General features: G+C 48.3%; 8 protein-coding genes. 1 reads left to right on the forward strand and 7 read right to left on the reverse strand.

Going from position 1 to position 18,225, the window contains the following annotated elements; translation table 11 throughout:
• Positions 1–14: 14 nt before the first annotated feature.
• From M1P97_RS09355 to M1P97_RS09375, 5 genes are all read right to left on the reverse strand, one after another.
• Positions 15–2,426 carry a sugar-binding domain-containing protein gene (locus M1P97_RS09355; protein ID WP_394803893.1) on the reverse strand — a complete coding sequence of 804 codons (2,412 nt, stop codon included), beginning with the start codon at positions 2,424–2,426 and terminating at the stop codon, positions 15–17.
• Positions 2,427–2,435: 9 nt separating this feature from the next.
• On the reverse strand, positions 2,436–4,031 hold the full coding sequence (locus M1P97_RS09360) for a glycoside hydrolase (protein WP_249389029.1): 1,596 nt from the start codon (positions 4,029–4,031) through the stop codon (positions 2,436–2,438).
• A 121-nt stretch (positions 4,032–4,152) separates the two neighbouring features.
• A complete protein-coding gene (locus M1P97_RS09365; protein WP_249388915.1) occupies positions 4,153–5,814 on the reverse strand; it encodes a RagB/SusD family nutrient uptake outer membrane protein in 1,662 nt (553 codons plus the stop codon).
• A gap of 12 nt (positions 5,815–5,826) precedes the next feature.
• The gene (locus tag M1P97_RS09370; RefSeq protein WP_249388916.1) at positions 5,827–8,865 is read right to left on the reverse strand and encodes a SusC/RagA family TonB-linked outer membrane protein; all 3,039 of its coding nucleotides are present in this window, start codon (positions 8,863–8,865) and stop codon (positions 5,827–5,829) included.
• 21 nt (positions 8,866–8,886) lie between these two features.
• Entirely contained in the window at positions 8,887–10,374 is a 1,488-nt protein-coding gene (locus M1P97_RS09375; RefSeq protein ID WP_249388917.1) for a hypothetical protein, read from the reverse strand.
• A 214-nt stretch (positions 10,375–10,588) separates the two neighbouring features.
• On the opposite strand from M1P97_RS09375, the gene M1P97_RS09380 reads away from it, so the two are divergent.
• The gene (locus tag M1P97_RS09380) at positions 10,589–14,632 is read left to right on the forward strand and encodes a hybrid sensor histidine kinase/response regulator transcription factor (RefSeq protein ID WP_249388918.1); all 4,044 of its coding nucleotides are present in this window, start codon (positions 10,589–10,591) and stop codon (positions 14,630–14,632) included.
• 82 nt (positions 14,633–14,714) lie between these two features.
• Here the strand turns inward: M1P97_RS09380 and M1P97_RS09385 are convergent, their stop codons facing one another.
• Positions 14,715–16,952 (reverse strand): glycoside hydrolase family 3 C-terminal domain-containing protein, encoded by a 2,238-nt coding sequence (locus M1P97_RS09385; RefSeq protein WP_195370442.1) that lies wholly within the window; start codon positions 16,950–16,952, stop codon positions 14,715–14,717.
• Between the two features lie 6 nt (positions 16,953–16,958).
• Positions 16,959–18,224 carry a glycoside hydrolase family 5 protein gene (locus M1P97_RS09390; RefSeq protein WP_195370441.1) on the reverse strand — a complete coding sequence of 422 codons (1,266 nt, stop codon included), beginning with the start codon at positions 18,222–18,224 and terminating at the stop codon, positions 16,959–16,961.
• Position 18,225 lies beyond the last annotated feature (1 nt).

Consider the following 18,225-nt stretch of genomic DNA (forward strand, 5'->3'; position numbering starts at 1 on the left):
CTTTAAAGTGTTCTCTACTCTACACTCAGTACTATCTCAGTCCCTTGTAACAGCGGTGAAGTAAACTTCACACGTGCCTGTCCTTTCTCTCCTGTGGTCTGTACATACGCCAGCAGACGGCCCTGGTAAATACGATGGCGATTGTCGGTGTAATCGGTCATATCGGTATTGCTGGAGCCTTCGAGTCCCAGGAGGCGTGCCGGCCCTTTGATCTCGCAGGTGATCTCGTTGTCACCCAGTTTCACGATCGTTCCGTTTTCGTCGACAACTTCGATAAAGAGGTGTGCCGTAGCCCGGTCGTGGGAGAGCGTCGTGCGGTCTGCACTGACACGAAGAGCATACGGGCGACCGGATGACCGGATCACGTAGTTCGAAAGTACATTTCCTTCTTTGTCGCAACCTTCCGCGCGTAGTTCGCCTGCCTGGTAAGGAATATCCCAATGGATGATCCCTGTCTTTTCGTCGTAAGGTTTTATATCACCTACCACTTTTCCATCAAGTAACAAACGTGCTTGCGGGGCGTTGGTATAGCAAACTACCCGTATCTCCTGTCCCGGATTGTAATTCCAGATATCCGGTGCATCTGCCGACAGATATTCCCGTTTGGGATAGGTGCCGATATACGTTACCGGTTTTTCACCCCATAGCGAAGCACGGAAATGTCCGCGGGGCTTAGCGAAACTACCGAAATTAAGCAGTCCGGTATTCAGTCCTCGGGAAGGCCATGCACCTGATTCTCCCAGGTAATCCGTTCCTGTCCAGATGAATTGTCCGAAGATAAACTCTTTGTTCTTGACGGCATACCAGGCTTCCAGTCCGGAGCCGTTTTCGCTGCCGTAGATGACACGGTCGGGATAGGTGGCATGATCTTCGTCGTAACGGTCTTCCGTATAGTTGTATCCTACTACATCGATGGCATCAGGATAAGCCGTCTGGTTTGACATGATTACGCCCGCCAGCGCTCCGGTTACGAGACGGGAGGTATCGACAGAGCGGACACGGGCAGCCAGGCGTTGGGCAATAACACCGATACGCATGGCATCCGGAGCATCCGACTTGTAACCGCCGAACATCGGTTGGTTGATCGTCGAACCGTCGAGGATAGGATGCGAGTAAGGGTCGTTCGGATAATCCACTTCATTACCGATACTCCACAGGAAGATGGACGGATGATTGCGGTCGCGGCGTACCATATCGGTTATGTCCTGTTCGATCCATTCTTCAAAGAAATCATAGGTACCGTCATATCCCGGTTCGCCTACATTCCATCCTTTGATCCATTTACGTTTCGGAAATTCCCATTCATCGGACACTTCATCCATGACGAGCAGACCCAAACGGTCGCACAGTTCATAAACGACGGGAGCCTGCGGGTTATGGCTCATACGGATGGCATTCACACCGATCTCCTTGAGGTTGGTCAGGCGGCGTTGCCATACTTCGGGAGGAACAACGGCGCCGAGTACGCCCGCATCATGGTGCAGGCAGACGCCTTTCACCTTCATCCAGTTGCCGTTGAGGGCAAATCCTTTATTAGGGTCGAAGTCCAGTGTACGAAGCCCGACATTGGTTTTGCTGCCGTCTATACGTTTTCCGTTGCAGAGCAATTCGGTTTCCAGTGTATAGAGATACGGATGGTCGAGATCCCAGCGGGTAGGTTTTGCAACTTTCAGTGTGAGCGTTTCTTTGGTGATACCTTCTTTTCCGTTGGAAACACGGGTGCGGCGTTGTGCCACTTGTTTGCCGTCAGCATCGTATAAGGTGGCTGAAACTTCGAGTTTATCACTTGTCGCTCTGTTTTTTTCCACTTCCATATCGACGGCTACGGTAGCCTGTCGGTCGGTCAGGGAGGTGGCATGCCAGCCGATACCCCATTGGGCAAAATGTATTTCAGGAGCGGAGACCAGCCATACGTCACGGTATATGCCCGAGCCGGTGTACCAGCGGGAATCGGCATAGCGGCTGTGGTCTACCCGTACGCTCAATACGTTCTCGCCCTCTTTCAGGTAAGGGGTCATGTCGTAAAGGAAGGAGATATAGCCGTTCGGGCGTTTGCCGAGCAGGTGACCGTTCAGATAGACTTCGCTACGGTTATATACCCCTTCGAAATAAATATAATGACGGGCTGCCTTGTCCGTAATATTGAAATGCTTGCGATACCACCCTATCCCGCCGGGCAAATAACCGGTGCAGCTGGCGAGTGATGGGGATAGCTGGCCTTCGACAGACCAGTCGTGTGGTAGAGAGAGTTTTCGCCATTCACTGTCATTGTAATCTGTTCCGACGGCAGTAGAATCATCCTGCAGGCGGAATAACCATCCATCGTTGAATTTCAGAGGGTCGCCAAATGAAACCTGTGCGTCTGCCGGGACGGTTGTAAAGAAAGCCATTACGGAGATAATGGCTACAAATAGAACATTCTTCATATCAAACAATTATTTAAAATTATACACAACTGTAGTCACACTTTCTGCATCCAAAATCACCTGCTGACTATTAGTCACGGTACTTTCCTTCAGATTTTTATTGGCGGTGGTGGTATAGGTCGTAACTTCCTTTACCTCATTGTTCCAGCCTGTATGGGTTTCATTCAGGCGGACACCTTTTTCCGACAGGTTGGTGTAGACGGCAACGATCTTGTCACTTTCGGGTGATATCCATGCCGAACCGAAGAAGCTGTGTGACTCATTCAGTTCCAACGATATCCTGCGGTATCCCGGACGTATGAAACGGCTGTAATTACCGAGTACCCAAAGCGTAGGGGTGGCCTGGTAGGAGCCTTCCTGTTCTACATCACCTTCGACCCCTCCTACGGGAGTCAATGCAATCAGTAGAAAGCGGTTCTTGTGTCCCCAGCGGGGCATATCCATCGAGGTCCAGTAACTCCAGGAAGATACCCCTGCCACGGTAAGGTCGTTATGTATCACTTTGGACATATAGAGGGCGATATCCATTTTGGTCGCTGCGTCATATCCGGCAAATTCGGATGAACTGTATCCGTCGCCCAGCATGCTCCATTCGCTTTGCCATACGTCGATGTCCTGTTTTTGTGCCGCCTGTGCAACTTGTGCGCGAACGTTGCGCATGTCGTCCCAGGTACCGTCGGTCCAGTAGCTATGGCCGCAGATCCGTTTCTTTACATGTTCCAGATCACCCACATAGGCGGAAGAACCAGCGGTAAAGAAGGCGGAGAGAACGTTGCTTCGGTTGTTGTCGTTCTTGATTTTATACAGGTATTCCCAGTCGCCGGATTCGCCGAGCAGTATTTCGGTTGACAGATTACGTTGTGTCAGTTCCTTGTCGAGTTCGCGTGCCAGCCGGGCGATTTCGTCGTTCGTCCAGCCGCTTCCTTCCTGGCCGCTTTCCCAGTTGTACTGCGGTTCGTTGACCGGCGAGATATGTGTTACGGGATATCCTTCGTTCAGGTAATGCCGGGCAACATCGGCCATATAAGCCGCAAAATCGGTATAGTGTTCACTCTTCAGGTTCGAAGTTCCTCCACGGTTGGAGAAGCCTTTGCCGTTGTAGGTGTACTGTACGGGAGGTGTATTGCTGAAAAGAACCATACTTTCACAACCGAACTCTTTGGCACGGTTCATGAAATAACGCTGTCCCTCGCAGCGTGTCCAGTCGAATGAAAGATCATCCGTCAGGTACGATTCGGCACGGCGGGATTTGTCTTCGATGCCGCTGTCATCGCCTTGTCCGGCACTTCCGCCTCCCAGGTTCACACGCCACATGGAGAGGCCGATGCCTTTGGGATTGCCGGATTGTATTTCGGAAGAGAAAAGCAATTCGCAGATCTTGTCGCGGCCGGAAGTCCAGTATTTACCCACATAGGCAGGCATCCAGCAATCGGATGCACCGAATCCCGCCAGGGTCTGAAAGGTCTGCCCGGCATTGATGGATACGGATTTCTCTACGCTTGTGCCCGGTTCGTCGGTACCGGGGGCAGGAGTGTCCGGACCGTCGTCGCTGCAAGCCAGGAGAGTAGCTATTAATGGTAAACAGAGGATATATTTGAATGTCATCATGGTTGATATTTTCGGTGTTAATAGCACTATTGTGCTGGTGTTGGTAGCACTACTGTATCAGACCCAATAGCACAGTAGTGCTATTGGGTCTGATACTAGTGTCCTGAACTGCTGATACTTAATTCCAGCCTGGGTTCTGTGTGATGGAACCACCGGACATGGTTATCTCATATAGTGGGATCGGGAACAGCAGATCGCGGGTTTCATTGAATGAGATACCTTTGTTGCTGGGTTCACCCTGATTTTCCGATTCGTAGATGTCAGCATTTGATCCTGTATTATACAGGACGAACGAACCGTTCTGTCCCATCAGGTTACAAATCGTCTTCTTTCCGTTGTCGTCGTTCCAACGGCGGATATCATACAAACGGTTGTTTTCCAGTGCCAGTTCCAAACGGCGTTCCGTGCGTATAGCCTTACGCAGATCGTTGCCACTGACCGTTACATTCGGCAGGTGAACACGGCTGCGAACTTTGTTGAGGCTTGTTCTTGCCGTTACGTCATCGCCAAGCTCGTTGCAGGCTTCGGCATACATCAATAATACATCGGCATAGCGTAAGATTCGGTGGTTCAAAGGAACCTTGTCCGTATTGTAGTTAGCCGGACGTTTGGCATAAGGTACAAAGAATTTCCGGTTGATACGGGCAGATTTATGTTTCTCCGGATCGACGATGCAGCAATTCTCATCCCAGCCGTATTTTTTGATATACGTATCGTAGCTACCCATCTTCCTGGAGTTCTCAGCGAATACGTCGAAGTTGTCTTCTCCGGCTATTTCGGTACAACCGGTCTTGATGATCGTCCATTTCAGGCGTTCGTCGTCACCTGCTTTGATATAAGCGTTTTCGAGGTCGCTTGTCGGTTGGCACCATGCCCAACCGTCATCCGGGTCACTCGAGTTGCGCATACCGGTAATAACAGACAGGGAACCACCCAAAGCGTATGTTTCACTGTACATGAATTGTACTTCAAACAATGATTCTTTGCTGTTGTTGTGGTCTATCGACCATACATCGCCGAAGTCGGCAAGCAGGTCGTATTCTCCTTCGTCGATAACCGTTTTGAAAGCATCGCGGGCTTCCTGCCACTTATCCTGATACAAATAGACCTTTCCCAAAAGTCCCAGGGCAGCGCCACGGGTAGCACGTCCCAGTTCCGTGTCGGCATATCCGCTACGTTGCGGCAACACTTCGGAAGCAGCCACGAGGTCGTCTTCAATAAACTTATAAATAGCGCTTGCTTCACTGCGGGTAATACCTTCTACCTCTTCCGGCATGACAAAACCGGTAACCAGAGGTATGTCTCCAAAGTTCTTAACCAGTTCGAAGTAATAGAAAGCACGCAGGAACCGGGCTTCGGCTACCAGTCTATTTTGTTTCTCTTTATCCAGGATAGAAGCTTCGGGGATTCTTTCGATGCCAATGTTGCAGCGCAGAATACCTTTGTAGCGGTATTGCCAGAAGTTGGCGATCGCTTCGTTCGATTGTCCGTTACCCTGATAATGTGCTACGGAGATATAGTCCCCCTGGTCTTGTGCCGTGTTTCCCATCCAGCAGTCGTCGCTGCACATTTCCGACAACAGCCATAGTTTGTTGATCTGCCACCAGCCGCCATAAGTCAGGGCACTGTAGCAACCGGTAAGGAATGATTCGGCTTCTTCATCCGTTTGGAAATAGGTATCGAGGTTCTCTTGTCCCCTTACATCTTCTTTCAGGAAATCGGAGCATCCGGCAAATGTCACCGAGGTGATCAATGCGATTATATATATTATCTTTTTCATGTTCTAAAAGGATTAAAATTTAAAGTCAATACCGAATAAGAATGTACGTGGGTTCGGGTAAGCGATGTTGTCGATACCGGTCTCGATCACACTACCGTCTTTACCGATCTGAGGACGTTCCGGGTCCATACCCGAATAACCGGTGATCGTGAACGGATTCTGAGCAGAGAATGAAACGCGCAGGTCCATGCCCTTCAGCAAATGCTTTGGAATAGTATAACCTAGCTGAAGCAGTTTACAACGCATGTAAGAACCGTCTTCCACATAGAAACTGGATACACGTGTGTAGTTCAGGTTCGTATCGTTTACCGACAAGCGCGGGATATCATTACTGGAACCTTCACCGCTCCAAACCTTGCCTAATGTTCCGGCGTATACGTTCGAGCCGCTGGTTCCGGCATACAGCCCTTTGGTCGTATTATAGATATCGTTGCCGAATGTTCCGTAGAAGTTGGCGGCAAAGTCGAAGTTCTTGTAGTTGAATCCGATATTGAATCCGAGTAACAGGTCGGGATAAGGGTTACCGATCCAGGTCTTGTCGTTTTCATCCAGTATACCGTCGTGGTTCATATCCTTGAAGCGGATATCGCCGGGCTGTGCATTTGCCTGTATCAGTGTTCCATGTTCGTCGGTGTGGGCATATACTTCATCCCAGTTCTGGAACAGTCCGTCTGCCACATAACCGTAGAAGCGGGAGATTTCGCCGCCGTCTTCATTGCGGATGATCTGATCCTGGTTGAAAGCACCGGTAAGGACGGCACCGTCACCGGAGAACTTGATTGCTTTATTCTTTACAGACGATAAGTTGATACCAGCGTTGTATGAGAATTCTCCTACTTTATCGCGCCAGTTGAGGCTCAATTCCCAACCGTTAGCCTTCATGCTACCGATATTCATCCACACCTGGCTGTTCCAATCGGGATATCCCACGGCGTAAATGTTCTGTTTCTTATAAAGCATGTCTGTCGATTTCTTCTGGTAGATATCGAATGTTGCGTCCAGGCGTGAATCGAGGAAAGACATATCGACACCTACGTTCCAGTCTTCTACTGTTTCCCATTTCAGTGTATTGTTACCTACGGAGGAGACGGAAGTACCGCTCACACGATCGGCATTCGAACCGAACACATAGTCGGCTGCATTTAGCAGGGTCAGATAAGCGGAGTTGTCGATATTCTGGTTACCTACACGACCCCAGCCTCCGCGGAGTTTCAGGTTGTTGAATATCTTCTGGTCTGCCATGAACTCTTCGCCGATCACACGCCAGGCGGCTGATACGGAAGGGAATACGGCATATTTGTTTCCTGTGGGGAACTTGGAAGAACCGTCCGCACGTACGGATGCTGTCAGGTAATAACGGCTGTCGTAGTTGTACATTAGACGTCCCAGATAGGAGATCAGCGTATTGTAGGAGGTTTTACCCTCGGCAGTCTTTACGATGGTACCGGCATTTACTTCCTGTAAGTTGTCCGAGTTGTTAGGTACTTCGTCGCGACCCGCTTTCATCTGATAGGCGGCGAAACGTTCTGCCGTGAATCCGACCATCGCATTCAGGTTATGCTTCTGAACGATGGTAGTCATATAGTTAGCCGTGTTTGTCCAGTTCCAGTCGAGCCATTCCTGCATTTCGCGGGATACATTACTCAAATCTGATTTTTCCTGCGAATGGATATAGTACTTCGGTGTGAATGAGTCCGAACGGCGGATATGTGCATTGGCACCGAACTGGGTACGTAAAGTCAGGCCTTTCATTGGTGTGATCTGTAAGTAAGGGTTCACGATGAATCCGTACTCGCGGGAATGTGCATTCTGGCGTGAGATTGCACCGGCGGGGTTCACTGTCTCATTGTTGTTGGAACGTGCATAGTTGCTGTACATATTGTCGACCCATTCCGATTCTGGCTTGAAAACAGAAGTTGTCGGGTCCATCGACATAGCTGCTCCGAACTGGTTGGGTGTATCGTCCCACGATTCTACGCGCGGAGCCATATCGAATCCCATTTTCACGTATTTGTTGAATGTGTATTCCGTGTTCAGGCGGGCATTGATCTTATCCCAGTAACCTACATCATATTGGGAGTTATTGCGGAAATATCCCAGGCTCAGGTTATAGACCAGTTTTTCATTACCACCCGAAAGGCCGAATGAATAGTTCTGTACGAGCGCAGTCTTGTTCACGACCTGATCCCACCAATCGGTACCTTCGGCATCGGTGATACCGTCTTTACTGTTCCATATCGGAGTACGTCCGTCGTTGGTATAACGGGCTTTGAATACCTGTTCGTATTCCGAAGCCTTAGCCATATTCGGGTTAGCAATTGTCTGGAAACCGACTGAAGTGCTGAAGTTGAAGCGTGTCTTTCCGGCAGACCCTTTCTTGGTCGTGATCAGGATAACACCGTTGGAGCCACGTGTACCGTAGATGGCAGCCGCAGAAGCATCCTTCAATACTTCCATCGATTCGATATCGTTGCTGTTCAGGAAGTTGATGTTTGTACCGACAGGCATTCCGTCTACTACATACAACGGGTCGCTACCGTTGACTGTCGTCACACCACGGATCAATACCTTGGGCTGGGTGCCCGGGCCACCACCACTGGTGACCTGCACGCCGTTCACTTTCCCCTGGAGGGCATCCATCGCATTACCGGTAGTCATTTCCGTGATCTGTTCCCCTTTCACAGTAGAAATGGAACTTGTCAGGTCACTTCTTTTCACGGCACCATAACCGATCACTACTACCTCGTCGAGCAACTCGCTCGCTTCCTTCATGACAACATTGACTGTCGGTTGCCCGTTGACGCGGACCTCCTGGGTCTCATAACCTATGGATGAGAATATAAGTGTCGCATTCGGGTTGACATTTGCCAATGTATAATCACCGTCGATACCCGTTATAGTCCCGCTACCGGCACCTTTGATCTGTATCGTAGCTCCGATCAGCGGTTCGCTGTCGGTAGCGGAAGTTACTATTCCTTTGACTGTTATCTGTTGTGCATAACCACATAATGCCAACAGTAACAGACATGTTATTAATAATTGCTTTCTCATAACCAGTTTCAATATTATAGATTAATTTACTCGGACTAATTTAGCTCTTCCCAAATGTGCATCGAAGTAGAACTTATACGAACCTGTCACATTTACGGCCGGTTTAGCCCAGTTATCCTGTGTCGTATTAGGTATTGTCCATGCCGGGTTTTTTATACTGCCATAGTAATCGAACGTTTCGGGTTCTGCCGAATTGTCGGTACGCCATGTGCAGTAGTTCCACCAGCCGTCGGAGTGATAGTTGTGGATGATGAAGTTCATCGATTCACCTCCGGTCAGTTCCAGATTATCTTCCAGATAGAAGAGGTGCGGATTGGTAGCATCCTGTGTAAAACGTTGTACGGCGGATGGGCCGGTGGTGGTATAACCGATATAGAATTCGGTAAGCGTGCTGCCGTCGCCCCACTGGTCGAGAAGCATCGAACCTTGTGCATGAGGTAGCGGGTCGATAGCTTCCGGAATGGAATAACTACGTATGGCATAAGTGCCTTCCATCGTATTGAGTGTGATTTCGTAATAAACGTTCGCCTGTTCCAGAACGATCGGTTTGGCCGTTTCGGGATCGTCCGTCAGCTTGTTATCGTCTTCCGGGTCCAGGCCGAAGCAGATCGGGGCGAAGTCGCTCTTTTGCGGCAGGAAGAAGATCTCGGTGTTAGCCTTCTGGCTGTAATAATTCGCTTTATATTCGTAAGCGCCGGTATGTTCGATACGCATAGGTACACCGAATACATCGCTGTTCAGTTCTTCAACCGTTGCTACATCGGCCAGATACATCTTTTCGAAGTCCTGTAATTCGGATACGGAAATAACGCTCTTTATAACGGATGTATTTCCAACGTTGTCGGCAGCTGTGATCGTTACATTATAATCCTGTATAATGCTTGGTAATGCGATTTTCTCAGAGAATTCGAATGTCTTTTCACCATTAACCTCCAACTTGCGGGGGGAATAACCGTCGATACCCGGGATTTCTACCGTTACGCAATCCAATGCCCGGTCGTCCTTGACAGAGAAACGCAGGTTGAATTTGGTTTCTGCTTTGATAAGTACGGTGACGCTCGCATCGGGAGATACCGTAAATGTCGGGTTCTCGAAGTCGCCGTCCATCGTTACCAACACATCCTGTGATACGGACCGTCCGCCTACATCTATAATAGTAACTTTGACGGTGAACTGTTCACCGATCTCCTCTTTCTGGATAGCAAAGCTATAACTAAGGTCGTATGTTTCGAGAGGTTTCTCATAGATTTCGATCAGATCGATCGTCTTGTTGAGATTGAGATCGGAGCATTCGAGGTTGATGGCGGCGATACCATCTTTGTCGCTGACTGTTCCCTTGATTGTGAAGCTTCGTCCGGCTGCGGTCTGAATATGGTCACTTGTTAAGGTCAGAGCGGGGCTCTGTCCGTCTACGTCAGGATAGCCGTCGTCGTCGCTACATCCTGTTGTCCATAAAGCCAACGATGTAAATGCCCAAAGTAACAGGGCATTAAATAGATGCGTCTTCATAAATATTGTTTTTAAAGTTAAACTAATTGATTACTTTATACTCTTAGAAATGTATTGTTTACATTTTTAACTTAATACAAAGATAAGTGATCTTATTTTCTATAAGTATGGGTAAATCGTGCAATCAGGAGGCGCAAATCTTGCAATGAACGATTCGTGTATCTTAATTACGGATTTTCTTTGTATGTTTGAATTGGAATAGAAAACGAATGCCATGAGAATCCGATTTTTACTTTATCTTCTACTATTTCCTGTCCTTTTGTCGGCACAACCTTATGCAGTCAGACAACTAGGTATCGGAAAAGGATTATCCAACAACTATGTGGTCAGTATTGCCCAGGATAAAGAAGGCTTTTTGTGGTTTGCCACGGAAGAAGGCCTGAATAAGTTCAACGGGACACGCTTCATCACTTATTATAAAAACGAAACGGAAGACGGGTACGGCATTACGGGGAATGAACTGAACCACCTGCTCGACGACCCGGAAGATTCTGTCCTGTGGATAGGAACGCAGCGAACCGGGTTGAATGCCTATGATTATGCGAATGATACTTTTACCATCTACCGGCATAGCGATACGATCCCGGAAAGTCTTATTACGGACGACGTAACCCATATCGCTGCTGCATCCGACGGTAATCTCTGGATTGCGACTTATTGGAAAGGTATCGATTACCTGGATAAGGCAACCGGTCATTTCACCCATTATAATAAAGAAACCGTACCGGAGTTGGTCAGTGATAACATCTGGTCGGTAGCGGACGGAGGAAACGGGAAATTATATATCGGGCATGTGCACCATGGCTTCAGTGTCTTTTCTGTCAGAGAAAAGAGGGTAAAGAATTTTATGCACGATCCAGCGGATCCGAACAGCTTGCCGGGTAATGAAGTACGGTGTGTCTACAAGGATTTGAATAATAATATCTGGGTCGGAACCAATAGAGGTATAGCCTTGTATAACCCGGAGTCGGAGAACTTTATCCCTTTTAATTCGGATAAGAACCTTTTGCATTATGTCTATGATATCCGGCAACTCGATGGAAATAAGTTATGGATTGCCATGGAGTTTGGCGGAATTGCCGTTATGGATTTGACGCAACGCCTGTTTCAGTTGCCCGAACAGTCCCGGTTCCATTATATCTGCGAAGGGGACGACGGTTATAGTTTGTCCAATTCGAGTGTGAGATGTATCTTTCAGGATTCGTTCAAAAACGTGTGGACAGGTGTGTGGGGAGGCGGTATCAATTTCCTGAGTTACGAATCGCCGCAGTTCGGAGGATATTACTATTCGGCAGACCAGAGTTCTGTGAGTCGCCTGAATAATAAAACGGCTAGTAGCGTTTGTGTGGACGGTCAGGGTAAGTTGTGGATCGGAACCGATGGTGGTGGGATCAACGTCTTTGATAAAGGAACGCGGGTAGCCCTTTACCAGGAAGAGACCAACGATACGTTCGGCAATTCCGTATTGGCAGCCCTGCGTGATTCGGAGGGTAATCTGTGGTTCGGAATGTTTAATAGCGGAGTGAACTATTATGATGCGAAGGCAAAGGCTTTTCGTCGCAACATCCTTCCTGAAATCGCCAAAGAGGATGTGCGTGCTTTCTATGAGGATGACGACCGCATGTTATGGATCGGTACCAGTAACGGCTTTTATAAGGTCGATCTTGCCGATAAAAAGATAGAAGGACACTATTCCTTTGAAAACAATCTGATAAGAAGCCTGCTGAAAGACTCCCGCGGACGCTTGTGGGTCGGTTCCTTTGGCGGTGGACTGGGAGTAAGCGATGGCGATTTGCAAAACTTCAAAGCATTCAGTATAGAAAATCTCTTCCCTTCCAATACGATCAATGCCATTTACGAAGATAGCCGGCAGAACGTATGGGTCGGAACGGGGGAAGGTCTGGTCTGTTTCTCCCCGTCATCCGGTTGGGATTATAAGGTTTATCGCCGGGAAGAAGGGTTGATGAATACGCATATACGTGCCATAACGGAAGATAACATGGGTAATATCTGGCTGAGTACCAACAAAGGTATCAGTTGCCTCCTGAAAGATCAGGTCGTCTTCAATAACTATGACCATTGGGACGATGTGCCTATGGGTAACTTTATGAGCGGGAGTGTAGCGAAAGACCAGGGTGGGGAGATCTATTTCGGTTCTATCAACGGATTATGCCATTTCAACCCGGCTTTGGTGTTGGAGAAACGGGAAGCTCCGGCCGCCGTTATTACGGAAATGAAAATATTCGGTCCGCTGGGAAATACCGGTAGCAGTGAGCAGGAAGTTCCTATCGACAGACAATCGAAGGTGAAACTGAGCTATATGCAGAACAGTTTCAATATCACCTTCAATATACGGAATTACGCATTAGTCAATCAGGTAGAATATGCCTATATGTTGAAAGGGCTCGAAGATGCCTGGTATACCGTTACCGATCCCAATAACGTGACTTTTCGTAATATACCTCCCGGCGATTACCGTTTTCTGGTCAAAACGCGCATAAGGAACCAGGAATGGTCGGAAGATATCACGGGGCTGGATATATGTATTACTCCTCCGTTGGCTCTTACCTGGTGGGCGAAAACTTTTTATCTCCTTCTGGCACTTCTCACTTTACTTCTGATCTCTTATGCCTATAAGCGGAAGGTGGAAATGGAGTCTTTGTATAACCTGGAAAAAAAGAAACATGAACAGGAACAGGAACTGAATAACGAACGTCTTCGTTTCTATACGAACATCACCCACGAACTCCGGACACCGCTTACCCTGATATTAGGGCCGCTGGAAGATTTGTTGAAGCGTAACACGCTCTCTTCCGGCGATTCGCAAAAGATATCCGTGATCCACCAGAGTGCGATCCGCCTGTTGAACCTGATCAACCAGATACTTGAATTCCGGAAGACGGAGACGCAGAACAAGAAGCTCTGTGTCAGCCGTGGGAATATAGCAGCTCTGATCTATGAGATCGGCCTGAAATACAAGGAACTGAACCGAAAACCCGGCATAGAGTTCCATATCGAGTTGGAGAAGGAGGATATGCCCCTGTTCTTCGATAAGGAGGTGATTACGATCGTCCTCGACAACCTGATCTCGAATGCGGTCAAATATACGGATAAAGGTGTTATCACCCTGAGTCTTTACAATGTCATGCGCGACGGGCTTGCCAAGACAGAAATAAAGGTGAGCGATACCGGTTACGGTATCAGTGCGGAAGCGCTTCCGCACATCTTTGATCGTTATTATCAGGAAGGAAGCGGACACCAGGCTTCGGGGACGGGTATCGGCCTGGCATTGGTAAAAAATCTGGTTTTACTTCATGAAGGCGATATCCGGGTGGAAAGCGCGTTGAATGTAGGAAGTATTTTCTATATCAGCTTATTGACCGATAACACATATCCGCATGTTCTTCATGCCGATTCGAATGAAAAGAAGAAAACGAAAGAGGATGAAATACAGGAGGTTCTTCCCGAGCCTTCGGGTAGCGGAAAGCGTATTTTATTGGTCGTGGAAGATAATCAGGATATATGCGATTATATTGTCGATTCATTCTCTGATACTTTCGATGTTAAAACGGCAGAGAATGGGGAAAAGGGGTTGGAACAGGCATTCAACTATATACCGGATATTATCGTCAGCGATATTATGATGCCGGTGATGAACGGGATGGATATGTGTAAAACATTGAAGGAAGATCTCCGTACCAGCCATATCCCTGTCGTTTTGCTGACAGCAAAAGATTCATTGCAGGATAAAGAGGAAGGATACCTGATAGGTGCCGATTCGTACTTGACGAAACCGTTTAGTGCTACATTGCTTCATAGTCGTATTCAGAACCTGCTCGATACACGTAAAAAGCTGGCCGAACGATTCAGTTCAATCTCCGGTGTCGGTGATAAACGTGCTATTATCGAAGAGTCGTTGAACAAGCTGGATAATGAGTTCCTGAAAAAGATCAATCAGCTGGTCGAAGAGCGTATGTCGTCTGAAAAGATCGATATCGGTTACCTGGCTGATAAGATGTGCATGAGCCACTCTACGCTTTACCGGAAGATGAAAGCACTGACGGGACTTTCTACCAACGAATATATCCGAAAGGTGAAGATGCAATATGCCGAACGTTTATTGCTTGAAGGGAAATATAATGTTTCTGAGGTCGCCTTTATGGTCGGTTTCAACAGCATTGTTTATTTCCGCCAGTGCTTTAAAGAAGAATTCGGTGTTCTGCCTTCTGAATATCTGAGGCGAATGAAACCGGAGTGATCCGATAAGGATACATATAAAATAGTCCGGATATGTGCCGTTAAGCAATATATCCGGACAAAATATAGAAAAGGGGGATTGGTTATTTCAATTCAAATGCCATTTTGCTGCGGATGTCGGTTGCCGATGCGCCGATCAATGCTTCGAACTGTCCCGGTTCGGCTACCCATTCGTGCTTACCGTCGTCGAAGAAACTCAGTGCATCCGTACCGATGGTGAAAGATACTTGTTTTACTTCTCCCGGCTGCAGGTAAACCTTTTGGAAACCTTTCAGCTCCTTGACAGGGCGGGGGAGTGATGATTTCTTGTCGCTGATATAAAGCTGTACGATTTCTGCCCCTTCGCGGTCACCTGTATTTTTTACGGTCAGGGTGAAAGTGATAGGTTCGTCTTTTGCGATCGTCTTCTTATCGGCTGTTACTTTTCCGTATTCGAATGTCGTGTAACTCAAGCCGTGGCCGAAGCTGAAAAGCGGTTTGGTTTTCTGTTTGTCTGCCCAACGGTAGCCAATGAAGATACTTTCGTTGTACTTCTCGTCTACCAGGTTGCTACCGTCGTTTCTGGGAGTGCCCGGATATTCACCCAACTGGTGTGCACCTACATCCTGTAAAGAGACGGGGAAAGTGAACGGCAGCTTACCGGATGGATTTACATCTCCCAGCAATATCGAAGCAATAGCATTTCCCGCTTCCGAGCCCAGATACCACGCCTGTACGATGGCCGGTACTTCTTTCACCCACGGCATGGCGATGGCATTCCCTGAAATATTAACCATGATCAGATTTTTGTTCGCCTGAGCCAGGGCAGCTATTACCTGATCCTGTCCGTAAGATAAACCCAATTCCTTGCGGTCTGCATCCTCGCAGTCCTGATGTGCACTCTTGTTCAGACCGCCGATAAAGATCACATAGTCGGCTTCCCTGGCTACAGCCACGGCTTCGGCTATTAATTCCTCCGGCGAACGGTTGTCTTCCAGATCCTGTCCGGACTTCACTCCATTGTATTCACCACTCGGGTCGCCTACATAACCACGTGCATAAACGACTTCGGCTTTATCACCTACTCGCTTGCGGATACCATCCAGCGGAGAGAGTTCGTATTTCACTTTCAGGGAAGAAGAACCACCGCCTACGGTCATCATCTTGACGGCATTTTCACCTATAACGGCTATTTTCTTTGCGCGGTTCAGGTCGATAGGAAGTACATTATTCTTGTTCTGCAATAAGACGATACCCTCTTCACCGATTTGACGGGCAGCGGCAAAATGTGCTTCTGAGCAAAGTGACCCGTAAGGACGGTTTCTATCCATATTCGTGCGATAAGCCAGGCGAAGGATACGTCTTACCTTGTCGTCGAGTTCTTTTGTGCCGACTTTACCTTCCCGGATCAACTGAAGATAGGGATCTGCCAGGTAATAATTATCGTAAGCGTTACTTGCCCCGTTGGATAATCCGTTGGTCCAGCTACCGAACTCCATATCGAGCCCGTTGGTTATGGCTTGTTGTGTATTATGAACGCCTCCCCAGTCGGAAACGACAACGCCGTCGAAACCCCATTCACCTTTCAGGATGTCATTCAACAGATACTGGTTATGGCAACCGTGCTGGTCTTTGTATAGGTTGTAAGAACCCATGATTGCCCAGGCTTTCCCTTCCAGAACAGCGGCTTTGAAAGCGGGTAAATAGATCTCATACAGGGCACGGTCGTCTACAATAACGTTGGTCGTATGACGGTTTACTTCCTGGTTATTCAGTGCATAATGTTTTACACAGGCTGCCACACCATTCTGTTGAACGCCCTGTACATAGGGAACCACCATCTTTCCGGCCAGATAAGGGTCTTCGCCCATATATTCGAAGTTACGTCCGTTCAATGGTGAGCGATACATGTTCACACCGGGGCCCAGCAGCACCGTTTTGTTACGGTAGCGGGCTTCTTCCCCGATACTCTTTCCATACAATAAAGCTATTTTCGGATTCCAGGTAGCAGCCAGGCAGGTCAGTGCCGGGAAGGCTACACAAGAGTCGTTGGTCCATCCGGCTTGTTCCCATTCGTCCCATAAAACTTCGGGACGAATGCCATGAGGGCCGTCGGTCATCCAGAATTCGGGAATACCCAAACGTGCCACCCCCGGAGAACAAAACTTGGATTGCGCGTGTGTCAATGCCACTTTCTCTTCGAGTGTCAGGCGCGATAAGGCGTCTTCCACACGTTCTTCTATCGGTTTATTGTTATCCAGGTAAACCGGAATGCTTTGTTGTGCCTGGGCAAATGCAGGAAGTAACAACAGGGAGCAGGCAATATACTTAATCAGTTTCATGTCGTTTTATTGTGCTTTTAAACTTAGTGAGCGGATGTATTCTTTCTGAATGATACAGTTTTGTAACCGGCTGTTCTCTATAAATTCCATCAGAGCCGCTTTTGCCTCTTCCTGATCCGGACGAGCTTCGCGTATCTCCTGATAAGTAGCCCGGGGAGCTTCTGAGAAAGCAACGATACGATCCCAGTTCTCAGGAGCTTTAATACCGGCGAAAGATGATTCGTCGATTTTTTTATAAGGCCAGAAAGTCCAGCCGATATTGTTTTCCTGCATGACGTGGCAGAAAGCATTTTGCCAGGCTGTCGTGTTATGTCCGATCTCTCCCATGTACATAGGCAGGTTCACACGGTCGCGGAAGTCGATGATTTCCTGGATAGCGGCCTTTGTGGCTTCGCCGCCGTAACGGTGGCAGGTATACATGATTTTATCGTCAAAGGTGGAATCGGTGAACGGACGGAAATTGCCGTTCCACTGGGCACCGCCCAACAGGATGATATGGTTGGTATCCACTTCACGGATAGCGGTTGTAGCCCGTTTGTATAACGGTTCCAGCTTGGCGTTCAGTTCTTCCATATTATTGAAATAGGGGGCGATAGGTTCATTAATCAATTCGTAGCCCAGGATTACGGGTTCATTCTTGTAATACGTTGCGATTTTCTTCCAGATATCGCAGAACTGTTGCTGGCTGGCTTCGCTTTCAAAGAGCCAGGGATAACCGTAGCTGTCGTCGATGTTATCGCCAGTCTGTCCGCCCGGTGCATCGTGCATATCGAGGATCAGGTATAACCCGGTCTCCCGGCACCAGTTGACCACACTGTCTATGCGGGCGAATCCATCCTGGTTGGAAGTCAGTCCCATATAATCTTCATCGGTGAAGAGTTTGTAATGGAAAGGTAGACGGATGGTGTTGGCTCCTGTCCCGGCAATGAACCGTACGTCGTCGCGGGTGATGTAATTGTCTTTGAAAGCCTTCCAGAACTCGGAGGTAAAGTCGGGGCCGACCATTTCACAAAGCATTTGGTTGATACGTCCCGGTGAGTTCGTTTTGCTGAAGCCGAACATATAACCTTCGGGGTTCAGCCAGTTCCCGAGATTGGTTCCCTGGATGAAAAACTTCTGTCCTTTTGGAGTAACCAGGTCGGTACCGGATATACGCATAAATGCTTCCGGGGGCATATCGGTCGTATCCGTACCTGCTGTTGCAGCGTCCTGCCGGCATCCGGTGAAGGATACCAGCAGAAGCAGGATCATTAAATATATATTCTTTTTCATA

The sequence above is a fragment of the Parabacteroides leei genome (genome assembly GCF_023369805.1).
GTDB lineage: Bacteria > Bacteroidota > Bacteroidia > Bacteroidales > Tannerellaceae > Parabacteroides > Parabacteroides leei.